The 12,198-nt window shown below is 49.1% G+C and carries 11 protein-coding genes; 8 read left to right on the top strand and 3 right to left on the bottom strand.

Annotated features, from left to right (window positions below; all coding sequences use genetic code 11):
• Positions 1-101: 101 nt before the first annotated feature.
• On the bottom strand, positions 102-2,381 hold the full coding sequence (gene nrdA, locus HMPREF2952_RS09770) for a class 1a ribonucleoside-diphosphate reductase subunit alpha (RefSeq protein ID WP_004520361.1): 2,280 nt from the start codon (positions 2,379-2,381) through the stop codon (positions 102-104).
• A gap of 391 nt (positions 2,382-2,772) precedes the next feature.
• Between nrdA and HMPREF2952_RS09765 the strand changes: the two genes are divergently transcribed.
• Positions 2,773-3,105, top strand: coding sequence for a hypothetical protein (locus HMPREF2952_RS09765; RefSeq protein ID WP_039862332.1), 333 nt, complete (start codon positions 2,773-2,775; stop codon positions 3,103-3,105).
• 51 nt (positions 3,106-3,156) lie between these two features.
• On the opposite strand, the gene HMPREF2952_RS09760 is transcribed toward HMPREF2952_RS09765, so the two are convergent.
• Together HMPREF2952_RS09760 and HMPREF2952_RS09755 are read right to left on the bottom strand one after the other, a co-directional pair.
• Positions 3,157-3,891 (bottom strand): epoxyqueuosine reductase QueH, encoded by a 735-nt coding sequence (locus tag HMPREF2952_RS09760; protein WP_004520363.1) that lies wholly within the window; start codon positions 3,889-3,891, stop codon positions 3,157-3,159.
• 113 nt (positions 3,892-4,004) lie between these two features.
• Entirely contained in the window at positions 4,005-5,447 is a 1,443-nt protein-coding gene (locus HMPREF2952_RS09755) for a patatin-like phospholipase family protein (RefSeq protein WP_070695618.1), read from the bottom strand.
• 140 nt (positions 5,448-5,587) lie between these two features.
• On the opposite strand from HMPREF2952_RS09755, the gene recO reads away from it, so the two are divergent.
• From recO to prpC, 7 genes are all read left to right on the top strand, one after another.
• The gene (recO, locus tag HMPREF2952_RS09750; protein WP_049335205.1) at positions 5,588-6,331 is read left to right on the top strand and encodes a DNA repair protein RecO; all 744 of its coding nucleotides are present in this window, start codon (positions 5,588-5,590) and stop codon (positions 6,329-6,331) included.
• Positions 6,332-6,400: 69 nt separating this feature from the next.
• Positions 6,401-7,129: a pyridoxine 5'-phosphate synthase gene (gene pdxJ / locus HMPREF2952_RS09745; protein WP_004520366.1), complete on the top strand. Its 729-nt coding sequence runs from the start codon at positions 6,401-6,403 to the stop codon at positions 7,127-7,129.
• A gap of 88 nt (positions 7,130-7,217) precedes the next feature.
• On the top strand, positions 7,218-7,595 hold the full coding sequence (acpS, locus tag HMPREF2952_RS09740) for a holo-ACP synthase (protein WP_003746639.1): 378 nt from the start codon (positions 7,218-7,220) through the stop codon (positions 7,593-7,595).
• A gap of 154 nt (positions 7,596-7,749) precedes the next feature.
• Positions 7,750-8,550, top strand: a complete 801-nt coding sequence (locus HMPREF2952_RS09735) for an NUDIX domain-containing protein (protein WP_191620584.1) — start codon at positions 7,750-7,752, stop codon at positions 8,548-8,550.
• Between the two features lies 1 nt (position 8,551).
• Positions 8,552-8,974 carry a hypothetical protein gene (locus tag HMPREF2952_RS09730; RefSeq protein WP_070695617.1) on the top strand — a complete coding sequence of 141 codons (423 nt, stop codon included), beginning with the start codon at positions 8,552-8,554 and terminating at the stop codon, positions 8,972-8,974.
• Between the two features lie 763 nt (positions 8,975-9,737).
• A complete protein-coding gene (gene prpB / locus HMPREF2952_RS09725; RefSeq protein WP_070695616.1) occupies positions 9,738-10,613 on the top strand; it encodes a methylisocitrate lyase in 876 nt (291 codons plus the stop codon).
• 84 nt (positions 10,614-10,697) lie between these two features.
• Positions 10,698-11,852 carry a bifunctional 2-methylcitrate synthase/citrate synthase gene (gene prpC / locus HMPREF2952_RS09720; protein WP_070695615.1) on the top strand — a complete coding sequence of 385 codons (1,155 nt, stop codon included), beginning with the start codon at positions 10,698-10,700 and terminating at the stop codon, positions 11,850-11,852.
• Positions 11,853-12,198 lie beyond the last annotated feature (346 nt).

Here is a 12,198-nt window from a genome sequence, read left to right as displayed (position 1 = left end):
TAACAACTTAGCTTCATATAGTAGTAGGTTTTAATTTAAGAAAATCCTTAAAGCCTTCTACTATCTAGAAGCCTTGGATATATTTCAAAAATCAGCCTATTTTAAATCTTACAAGCCCCGCCCGAACAGCCGTCATCTTGAATATCGGTCTGCGTATCGTCTGCGCCATCACGGGTGTTGTGGTAGTACAGGGTTTTGACGCCGTATTTATAGGCGGTCAGCAGGTCTTTGAGCATTTGTTTCATGGAAACTTTGCTGCCTTCAAATTTGTTCGGGTCGTAGGCGGTATTGGCGGAAATCGATTGATCGACAAATTTTTGCATTACACCGACGAGTTTCAGGTAGCCTTCGTTACCCGGAAGCTGCCACAGGGTTTCGTAGGCATCTTTCAGGGTTTCAAATTCCGGTACGACTTGTTTCAAAATACCGTCTTTTGATGCTTTAACGCTGACCAGGCCACGTGGAGGCTCGATGCCGTTGGTGGCGTTGGCAATTTGCGAGCTGGTTTCAGACGGCATGAGTGCGGTCAGGGTAGAGTTGCGCAGGCCGTATTTGACGATGCCAGCGCGCAGGCTTTCCCAGTCGTAATGCAAAGGCTCGCTGCACACGGCGTCCAAGTCTTTTTTGTAGGTGTCGATAGGCAGTTTGCCTTGCGAATAAACGGTTTGGTTGAAGAGCGGGCATGCGCCGTATTCTTTGGCAAGGTTTACCGATGCTTTGAGCAGGTAATACTGCATGGCTTCAAAGGTACGGTGGGTCAGGCCGAGCGCGGAATCGTCGCTGTAACGTACGCCGTTTTTCGCCAGATAGTAGGCGTAGTTGATGACGCCGATACCAAGCGTGCGGCGGTTCATGGTTGCGGTGCGTGCTGCTGCAACCGGATAGTCTTGATAATCCAACAGGGCATCAAGTGCGCGTACGGTCAAATCGGCAAGCTCTTCCAGTTCGTCCAAGTTGTTCAATGCGCCCAAGTTGAAGGCAGACAAGGTACACAAGGCAATTTCGCCGTTCGGATCGTTGATGTTATCCAAAGGCTTGGTCGGCAGGGCGATTTCCATACACAAGTTGGACTGATGAACAGGCGCAACGTGTGGATCAAACGGGCTGTGCGTGTTGCAGTGGTCAACGTTTTGGATGTAGATTCGACCGGTACCGGCGCGCTCCTGCATCAGGGTAGAGAACAATTCTGTTGCCGGCAAAGTACGTTTGCGGATGTTTGGATCTTGCTCGTATTGAGTGTAGAGGCGCTCGAATTCGTCTTGATCGGCGAAGAAGGCATCATACAAACCCGGAACTTCATTCGGCGAGAACAGGGTAATATTGCCGCCTTTGATCAAGCGGGTGTACAGCAGACGGTTGATTTGCACGCCGTAGTCCAGTTGGCGGATACGGTTGTCTTCTACGCCGCGGTTGTTTTTCAATACCAACAGGCTTTCGGCTTCGATGTGCCACAATGGGTAGAACAAGGTTGCCGCGCCACCGCGTACGCCGCCTTGCGAGCAGGATTTAACCGCCGCTTGGAACATTTTGAAGAATGGGATACAACCGGTGTGTTGTGCTTCGCCGCCACGGATTTCACTACCCAAGCCACGGATACGGCCGGCGTTGATGCCGATGCCTGCTCGTTGGGAAACGTATTTCACAATCGCGCTGGTGGTGGCGTTGATGGAGTCAAGGCTGTCGTCGCATTCAATCAACACGCAGCTTGAGAATTGACGGGTAGGCGTACGCACGCCGCTCATGATAGGTGTAGGCAGCGATACTTTGAATGTGGAAACGGCATCGTAAAAGCGTTTGACGTAATCCAAACGGGTCTCTTTCGGATATTTGCTGAAGAGACACATGGCGACCAAAATATATAAGAACTGCGGCGTTTCATAAATTTGGCGGGTAACGCGGTTTTGAACCAGATATTTGCCTTCCAGCTGTTTTACGGCTGCATAAGAGAAGGTCATATCGCGGCTGTGGTCGATATAGGCATTCAGCTCGTCGAATTCTTCGCGGCTGTAATCTGCGATGATGTGGCGGTCGTATTTACCTGCTTCGGTCAGTTTTTTAACGTGATCGTAGAGGTGGGGCGGTTCGAATTCGCCATAAGCGATTTTACGCAGATGGAAAATGGCGAGGCGGGCGGCCAGATATTGATAATCAGGCGTATCTTGTGAGATCAGGTCGGCCGCGGCCTTGATGATGGTTTCATGGATGTCGTCGGTACGGATACCGTTGTAAAACTGAATATGTGATTTGAGCTCGACTTGCGATACGGAGACGTTTTGTAAGCCTTCCGCCGCCCAAGTAACAACACGGTGGATTTTGTCTAAATTGATATCTTCCAAGCGTCCGTCGCGTTTGGTTACTTTAATATTCGTTGCTGCATTCATTGTTCAGTCTTCCCATTAAAAAACACAAGATACGGTATGTGATTGCTTTGAACGGCACAATATAATGTATTTTTCTTTGTTTAACTAGACTTGACAATGCGCTTTTTTCGGGGTGTGGATTAGGGGATGGGAGGCTTAAACTAGATTTTATGTGGCTTTGTGGCGATTTGGCATTATTTTGCGTTTGCATCACATTTTGCCAGACATTGGCTAGAGGCTTATGAAATAAAGAAATTTATATTCAGGTTTCGTCTAAATGGAAGGAGTGTTAAATTTTGCAAAGCAAGTAGTATGATGTAGTAATTAACCACATTTTTGTCATGTAAAAAATGGGCGTTTTGCCGGTGCCCTGGCGAAACATATAATGGAAAAACTATTTAGGAGGCGAATCATGTTAATGTTGAAAAATTTAGGTTCCGCACTGACGGCGGTTGCCGTATTGAGCTTGGGTACTTATTCTGCCGAAGTTGCGGCCAAACCGCATGGCCATCATGTGAGCAAACACCAGCAGGCAAAGAAAAACAAATTGCATCCTGCTTGTAAGAGATACCTTGAGCGCCGTGCCGCTTGGTATCGCTACAAAGGCAATAAGGCCGAGTTGAGGGAAAACCGTAAAGCGGCAAAAGCGTTCCGCGGTTTGTCTTATGCCGAGCAAAAAATTCAATGCCAAGCTGCTTATCAGGCATTTGATGATTTTGATCACGGCAAATTCCGCCGCCGTTAATCGTCTGATTTAAACAAAGGCCGTCTGAATGTTTCAGACGGCCTTTGATATTTATTTCTCAACAATGATTTTGTTTTCGGCTTGAGGCTCGTATTGGGTGGATTCATCACCGTAATACAACACGCCCAGCTTGATGGGGATGCGGCCTTGCGATTTGCGGTGGGCATTGGAGTCACGCAGGGAGTAGGCGCAACCGCAATATTCTTGTTGGTAGAAATGCTCGCGCTTGCTGATTTCAATCATGCGTGCGCTGCCGCCGCCTTTGCGCCAGTTGAAATCCCAATAAACCAAGTCATCGTACGGCTCGGCAGCGCGATGGCCGCAGCCGTTAATTTGTTTCATGTCTTTCCAGCGTGAAATGCCCAGTGAGCTGGTGAAGACATGAAAGCCGTTTTCATGGGCGTATTGCGCCGCTTTTTCAAAACGCATGTCGAAACACATGGTGCAGCGGATACCGCGTTCGGGTTCGAATTCCATGCCTTTGGCTTTGGCGAACCATTCTTTACGGTCGTTTTCGTAGTCATCGTCTTTATCGACAAAAGGGATGCCAAATTTGTCCGCAAAGCGCATATTTTCTTCTTTGCGCAACATATATTCTTTGTGTGGATGGATATTGGGGTTGTAAAAATAAATGGTGTATTCGATGCCGCTGGCAAGCATGGCTTCCATCACTTCGCCGGAACATGGGGCGCAGCAGGAATGCAGCAGGACTTTTTTATGGCCGCCGGGCGGAACGAGAATAGGGCGGTCAATATCGGTAACGATAGGCGTGGTTTTTTCGGTCATGGTTGTATTCTGTTTTTGATATTTTTTCAGACGGCCTTTATCTCTGAGGCCGTCTGAAGGGGTTGAAATCTATTTGTCTATTTTAACAGAGCAATACTTTATGGAACAGTTTGTTACTGCTTTTTCTTTTCGTTCAATGGCTTGAACTCTTGTTCATCCAGAGGCGGGGCTGCGAAGATGGTGTCTGGATTGGGGTGTGCCGCAAATTCTGCCAGCAGGTTGCGATAGTCCAGCGACTGCTTCATCAGTTCGGCCGCGGCGGTGCGCAGGTTGTCCACATCTTCTGGTGGCAGATAAAAACTGGTCGGAATGTTCAATACTTTTTCCCTCAACTCGGAAGGAGGGAGGTCTTTGAGGTTGAGGCTGACGAAGGAGAAGCTGATGCCGTCGGTTTGTTTGTCTTTATTCCACTGATCGACGAAGGCACGGAAACGGCGCAGGGATTCTTGCGAGTTTTGGTCAATGGGGATATTGACGATGGAGGAGACGACGTCGCGGAAACCGGGAACGGCCGCAGTTTTGTCCAAATTGCTGCTGACTTGGTTTTGCGCATTGACGTTGATGACGACGATATGGCGGATGTTGTTTTGCAGGATTTTGTTTGTCAGGATTTTTTCCGGGTACATTTCCGTCATATCCAAAAGGCTACGCATACCCAGATTGTCGGTCAGGCCGCCGTCTATCAGGTAGATGTAGGGTCGGTTTTTCCCGTCTGCGTATTTTTGGAAGCGCTCGTAAAATTCTTTTATGGTGCGGCTTTGTTGTCTGCCTGTTTCGCTGTCGTCTGCATCTTCGATTTTGATCGGCGGCGTGTAGTTGCAGCGTCCGCCGTTGTTGTTTAGGGTGATCGGTGCAAAGACCATGGGGACGGAACTGGATGCGGCGACGGCGCGGGCAAGTCGCAAGTCGCCCAAGTCGATACACATCGGGTCGAAATATTCCTGCGTGAAATTGAAACGCTCGCCTATGCCCATATCGGTGGCGGAAATGATGGCAAACGGGCCCTTGGCATTTTTTTCCAAATCGCGGAAAGTGGTTTTGCCGAAAAGGTAGTTTTCAAACTGCTCCTGCAACAGATCGCCGCGTCCGTATTCAGGCGAGGCCAGTCGGGGCAGGTTGGACATGGAAAACGCTTGTTTGACGACTTGGCGTTGGAAGTTTTGGTGTAGGAAACGTTTATAAAACAAGGGAATGGTTTCTTCGCCCTTGAGTGCAAAATAAGCTGCCAAAACCGAGCCGCCGGATACGCCGACCACTACATCGACATTCGACATCAAAGACTGTTTTTTGCCTCCGATAGTAATCTGCTGCTTATGAAGCTGCTCCAACACGCCATAACCCAAGGCCGCCGCGCGCGTACCACCGCCGGAGAACATCAACACAATAAGCGTATCGTCTTCATCGTTGTGCTGAAGCCGGCTGGTTTCAAAGCGGTAGCCGCGTTGCAGGTCGACCGTATCAATACTGGCAACAGGCTGATATTTCACCAGCGAACAGGCGGATAATAGGGCTGCGGAGAGCAGGGAAAGGGCAGATTTAAAAGGGAATTTCGGCATAAACACAGGAAAGTCGGTTGTTCATTCAAAACGGATTATAAAGGTTTTTAGACGGCCTTTATAGAAGGCGGACTTTTAGACGGCCTTTTTGCATCGATTTTCCGTTATAATCGACACAATCTTTATCTTTCCAAACCCTTATGGCGCAACCAAACCGCATCAACCACGAACCTATCTTTCTGCTTGCCTCCGCCCCGTGGCGCGAGAGCAGCTTGTGGGTGGAAGCTTTCAGCCGCCGTTATGGGCGGGTGGCTTTGTTGGCCAGAAGTGCGCGCAAACGGCAGAGCGAATTGCGCGGCGTGTTGGTGCCGTTTGTGCCGGTGAGCGCGTCTTGGTATGGTTCGCAAGAGTTGAAGACCCTGCATCGCGCCGAATGGATAGGCGGTTGGCCGCAGCCGCAGGGCAGGGCTTTGTTCAGTGGATTGTATGTGAACGAGTTGATGCTGAAATTGACCGTCCGCGAAGACCCGTTGCCCGAGCTTTATGATGTTTTGGCAAAGACCATGAAAACCATCTGTTGCGAGGCCAACCATATTGCCACTTTGCGCCGTTTTGAATGGTCGCTGCTGACACGCTTGGGCTTTGCCCCCGATTTGTTCCATGACGGCAACGGAAATGAAATCAACGGTGAAGAAACTTATTGGCTCACACCGGAAGAGGCTGTGGTTCCCCTGGCCGAGGCCGACCGTTTCCATGCGCTCAATAAGGGCGTTGCCGTATTGGGCGCGACGTTAATTGATTTGAGGGAAGGCAGTTTCGTTCATCAGGAAAGTCTGGGGCAGGCTTTGAAAGTGACGCGGCTTTTGATTGACAACCTTCTGCCCGAGGGCATCAAGTCTCGGCAGGTTTTGCAGCAGTTGCAGCAGTTTGGCTTGGGCAGTTGAATTTTTTTCAGACGGCCTGTGATATGAGCAGGCTCAGGCCGTCTGAAACTTTAATGAAAGGACATTATTATGTTGTTAGGCGTAAACATCGACCATATTGCCACCGTCCGCAATGCGCGCGGTACGATTTATCCCAGCCCTGTCGAAGCGGCGCTGATTGCGGAAACCCACGGCGCAGATTTGATTACCATGCACTTGCGTGAAGACCGCCGCCATATTAAAGATGCGGACGTGTTCGCTGTTAAAAACGCCATCCGCACGCGCCTGAATTTGGAAATGGCGCTGACGGAAGAAATGCTGGAAAACGCGCTTAACGTCATGCCGGAAGATGTGTGCCTCGTGCCTGAAAAACGTCAAGAAGTAACCACCGAAGGCGGTTTGGACGTATTGGCGCAACAGGATAAAGTGGCCGAGTTCACCAAAATCTTGACCGACGCAGGCATCCGCGTGTCCTTGTTTATCGATGCCGATAACGCGCAAATCCAAGCCGCTTATGATGTCGGCGCGCCCGTTATCGAGTTGCATACCGGTGCGTATGCCGATGCACACGGCCACGCCGAGCAGATGAAACAATTCGAGCGCATTCAAAACGGTGCGCATTACGCCAGCGATTTGGGCTTGATCGTCAACGCCGGACACGGCCTGACCATTCACAACGTAACGCCGATTGCCCAAATTCTCGCCATTCGCGAGCTGAACATCGGCCATTCGCTGATTTCCCAAGCACTCTTCCTCGGCCTGCCTGAAGCGGTCCGCCAAATGAAGGAAGTCATGTTCAGAGCCAGAATGCTGCCTTAAGGGCATCAGCCATACCGGCTAAAGCGGTTTGCTTTGGCCGGTAGCCGCATTTTCAGACGGCCTGACTATTTAAACAAGGAGCAGACCCATGATTTACGGAATAGGCACGGATATTGTTTCCCTCAAACGCATTATCCGCCTGAACAAAAAATTCGGACTGGCATTTGCGCAACGCATTCTCAGCCCGGAAGAACTGTTGGAGTTTCCACAGGCAGGCAAGCCGGTCAACTATCTTGCCAAACGCTTTGCCGCCAAGGAGGCTTTTGCCAAAGCCGTTGGTACGGGCATACGTGGCGTGGTGTCCTTCCGCAATATCGGTGTCGGGCATGACGCATTGGGCAAGCCTGAATTGTTTTTTGCACCGGCTTTGAGCAAATGGCTGGAAGAGCAGGGTATCCGCGGCTGCCATCTGAGCATGAGCGATGAAGAGGATACCGTCATGGCTTTTGTCATTGCGGAAAAATAAGGCCGGATTTAAGTATTCTGGAATAGAACATCCTTTTCAGACGGCCTGAAGGATTAGATTTTTGTTAAAAGTCGGGCGTATGGGCCCGACATCGTTTTTTTACGCACAAATCGGCAGGTGTCGCCGCCTGCCGCATAGTAAGAATAATCTCATGATGACTGAAGACACACGTCCCTTGGTGCAAGTGGTTGCCGGGATTTTGCTCGACCAAAACGGCCGCTACCTGCTCAGTTCCCGCCCGGAGGGCAAGCCGTATGCCGGCTATTGGGAATTTGCCGGCGGCAAGGTGGAAGCTGGCGAAAGCGATTTTCAAGCTTTGCAACGCGAATTTGAAGAAGAACTCGGCATCCATATCCTTGCCGCTACGCCGTGGCTGACCAAAGTCCATTCCTACGAACACGCACATGTACGCCTGCATTTTTTATGGGTAGAAGCCGACCAATGGACAGGCGAAATCCAATCGAGGGAAGGGCAGAAATGGGCATGGCAAAAGGCAGGGGATTTTACCGTTGCGCCGATGTTGCCTGCCAATAGCGCATTGTTACGCTCACTATCTATTCCGCGCCAGCTTCAAGGCCGTCTGAAAAGCGGCTTGAGCGGTCAAAACAACATGGGCGAATATCATGTTGCGCCATATGGATTGGCTCATCAAACCGCATCGGCGGTATTACTGGAGTTTGCCGATTGGCAGCAAGACAAGCTGCAAGAAGCGTCCAGCGTGTGGCCAATCATTGAGAATGCCGAACAATGGCGGCAGGTGCAAAATGCGGATGCCGTTGTTTGGAAAGTGGCTGACGAAGCGGCCGCCGGGCAAGTTGCCGATATTTTGGCACAAGGCGTGGCGATGCCGTTGATTGTGGCAGCTCCGGAAAGTATGGTTTTCATTTATCGCGAACAGTGGCAGAGCATGGGTGCGCATGCCGTTTTGACCGATAATGACATTGAGGCCGTCTGAAATGAGTAAAAATCAAAAACTACTGATTACCGCTGTTTTACTGATTGTGTTTGCGGCGGCCAAACTGCTGCTCTTGGATTGGTGGCAGCAACAGCAATCAAAAACGAAAGTAGTCGAATGTAATTTAATACAAGGTTGCATCTTGCCTGACGGTTCAAAAGTGCGTGCGACATCCATCAATACGCACGAGCCGTTTGATATTGTGATAGAGAATGTTCCGCAAAATGCGGGCGCGGTCAGTATCAGTTTCAGCATGAAAAACATGGACATGGGCTTCAACCGCTATAACCTGACGCAACAATCGCCACAAAGTTGGCAGGCTGCGCAAATCCGCTTGCCGTTTTGCGTCGAAGGCCGCCATGATTACACTGCCGACATTACTATTGGCAAACAGACTTTTCAGACGGCATTTAGTGCAGAGTAGTCATCATGCAAAGGCCGTCTGAAAATTCAAAGGCAAAAATTTTAATTTTTTTAGACGGCATATTTAAAAGTTCTTTATAAATGAATCAATTATAAATTATTTTTAGACAGATTGTTTACAATTATTCTGACTATCAGCTAAAAGCACAAAACGGGCAGAAGCTAGGCCACATAAGGGTTTGATGTGGTACAGCCTGTCCGTTTTTTACATTTGTTGCAAAAAAATCGTTTATTAATAACTGAATTTTTTATAATTTTTTTGAAAAAAGTGTTTGACAAGACCGGTTTTATTTTTTAAATTTGTTTCCATAAATAAAAACTACATCGCACTACAAAGGAACATCATCATGAATCTGTATCAAACCACTCTCTCTTGTTATAGATTTTCTCCCATCTCTGCCGCTCCCGTCGTCGCCAGCTTACTGGCAGTCCCGACGGTCTGAAGGCTCTCGACCCGAATCTAGTTTCCGCATTCCTACAAACGCTTCGGGTTTTAAAATATCTGTATTTCCAATCGAATTCATGTTTTGATTAATAAAAATTAAAAAACGTACGCCTCCGCTTCAGCCTTATTGTATTTATTGGTTTTTATAACTATTTGTATTTATTGATTTTAAATTTTCAGATGGTTGATGATTGAAATTTTACAGGCCGTCTGAAAACAGTTTTTAGAACGATTGTTTCTTTTTAAACGGTTCGTTTCAAGTTGTGAAAAACCGAGCCGTCCGATTAATACTGAAAAAAGTCTATAAAGGAGAAATATGATGAGCCAACACTCTGCCGGAGCGCGTTTCCGTCAAGCTGTGAAAGAATCGAATCCTCTTGCCGTAGTCGGTTGCGTCAATGCTTACTTTGCACGATTGGCCACTCAAAGCGGTTTCAAAGCGATTTACCTGTCCGGCGGCGGCGTGGCAGCCTGCTCTTGCGGTATCCCTGATTTGGGTATTACCACAATGGAAGATGTGCTGATCGACGCACGACGCATTACGGACAACGTGGATACGCCTCTGCTGGTGGACATCGATGTGGGTTGGGGCGGTGCATTTAATATTGCCCGTACCATTCGCAACTTTGAACGCGCTGGTGTTGCAGCGGTTCACATCGAAGATCAGGTAGCGCAAAAACGCTGCGGCCACCGTCCGAACAAAGCCATTGTTTCTAAAGATGAAATGGTCGACCGTATCAAAGCTGCCGTAGATGCCCGCGTTGATGAGAACTTTGTGATTATGGCGCGTACCGATGCGCTGGCGGTAGAAGGTTTGGATGCCGCTATCGAACGCGCTCAGGCTTGTGTTGAAGCCGGTGCGGACATGATTTTCCCTGAAGCCATGACCGATTTGAAAATGTACCGCCAATTTGCAGATGCAGTGAAAGTACCTGTATTGGCCAACATTACCGAGTTTGGTTCTACACCACTTTATACCCAAAGCGAGCTGGCTGAAAACGGCGTGTCACTGGTTCTGTATCCGCTGTCATCATTCCGCGCAGCAAGCAAAGCTGCTTTGAATGTTTATGAAGCGATTATGCGCGATGGCACTCAAGCGACGGTGGTTGACAGTATGCAAACCCGTGCCGAGCTGTACGAGCATCTGAACTATCATGCCTTCGAGCAAAAACTGGATAAATTGTTTCAAAAATAAGTAACCGCTTTCAGACGGCCTTTCAACAAATCCGCATCGGCCGTCTGAAAAATAAAACCCATAAAAATACAAAGGAGAAATACCATGACTGAAACTACTCAAACCCCGACTTTCAAACCTAAAAAATCCGTTGCGCTTTCTGGCGTTGCGGCCGGTAATACCGAATTGTGTACCGTTGGCCGTACCGGCAACGATTTGAGCTATCGCGGTTACGACATCTTGGATTTGGCACAAAAATGCGAGTTTGAAGAAGTCGCCCACCTGTTGATTCACGGTCATCTGCCCAATAAATTCGAGCTGGCCGCTTATAAAACCAAGCTCAAATCCATGCGCGGCCTGCCTATCCGTGTGATTAAAGTTTTGGAAAGCCTGCCTGCACATACCCATCCGATGGACGTAATGCGTACCGGCGTATCCATGCTGGGTTGCGTTCATCCTGAACGTGAAAGCCATCCGGAAAGTGAAGCGCGCGACATCGCCGACAAACTGATCGCCAGCCTCGGCAGCATCTTGTTGTATTGGTATCAATATTCGCACAACGGCAAACGCATTGACGTTGAAAGCGACGAAGAGACCATCGGCGGTCATTTCCTGCACCTGTTGCACGGCAAACGTCCAAGCGAATCACACATCAAAGCCATGCACGTTTCACTGATTCTGTATGCGGAACATGAATTCAACGCCTCCACTTTCACCGCCCGCGTGATTGCCGGTACGGGTTCGGATATGTATTCCTGCATCACCGGCGCCATCGGCGCGTTGAAAGGTCCGAAACACGGCGGCGCGAACGAAGTGGCTTACGATATTCAAAAACGCTACCGCAATGCCGACGAAGCTGAAGCCGACATCCGCGAACGCATCGGCCGCAAAGAAATCGTGATCGGTTTCGGTCATCCGGTGTACACCATTTCCGACCCTCGCAACGTTGTTATTAAAGAAGTGGCACGCGGTTTGAGCAAAGAAACCGGCGATATGCGCCTCTTTGACATTGCCGAACGCTTGGAGAGCGTGATGTGGGAAGAGAAAAAAATGTTCCCGAATCTGGACTGGTTCTCTGCCGTTTCCTACCAAAAATTGGGCGTACCGACTGCTATGTTCACACCGCTGTTCGTAATTTCCCGTACAACCGGTTGGAGCGCACACGTTCTCGAGCAACGCAAAGACGGCAAAATCATCCGTCCGAGCGCAAACTACACAGGCCCTGAAGATTTGGCATTCGTGGAGATTGAAAACCGCTAATACGCGTAACAGCAGGGTGGGCCGCCAGCCTGCCCCATCTCGAAATGCCGTTTGAAAACAATGAATAAATTAAGTTTTCGTTTTTCGACGGCCTAGTGCAGTATGCGAGAGAGAGAGCCGGCCGTTTGGAAAACATGCTGCTCTGCTGTCGTCATTCCCATACAGGCAGAAATTCAAAAGTTGAAATGTTCTGCTGTAAAGAGTGCTGAAAGATTTAAGTTTGGATTTCCGTCTATACGGGAATGATGGTAGCGGAGCAGCAATTTTTTTTCATACCGCGAATAGATTTCAGACAACAAGCAATAAAACAGAATTTATGGTTTCAGACGGCATTAAGGGCCGTCTG

The organism is Neisseria sp. HMSC068C12 (assembly GCF_001814095.1).
Taxonomy (GTDB): domain Bacteria; phylum Pseudomonadota; class Gammaproteobacteria; order Burkholderiales; family Neisseriaceae; genus Neisseria; species Neisseria perflava.
This window is presented reverse-complemented; position numbering and strand designations above follow the sequence as displayed.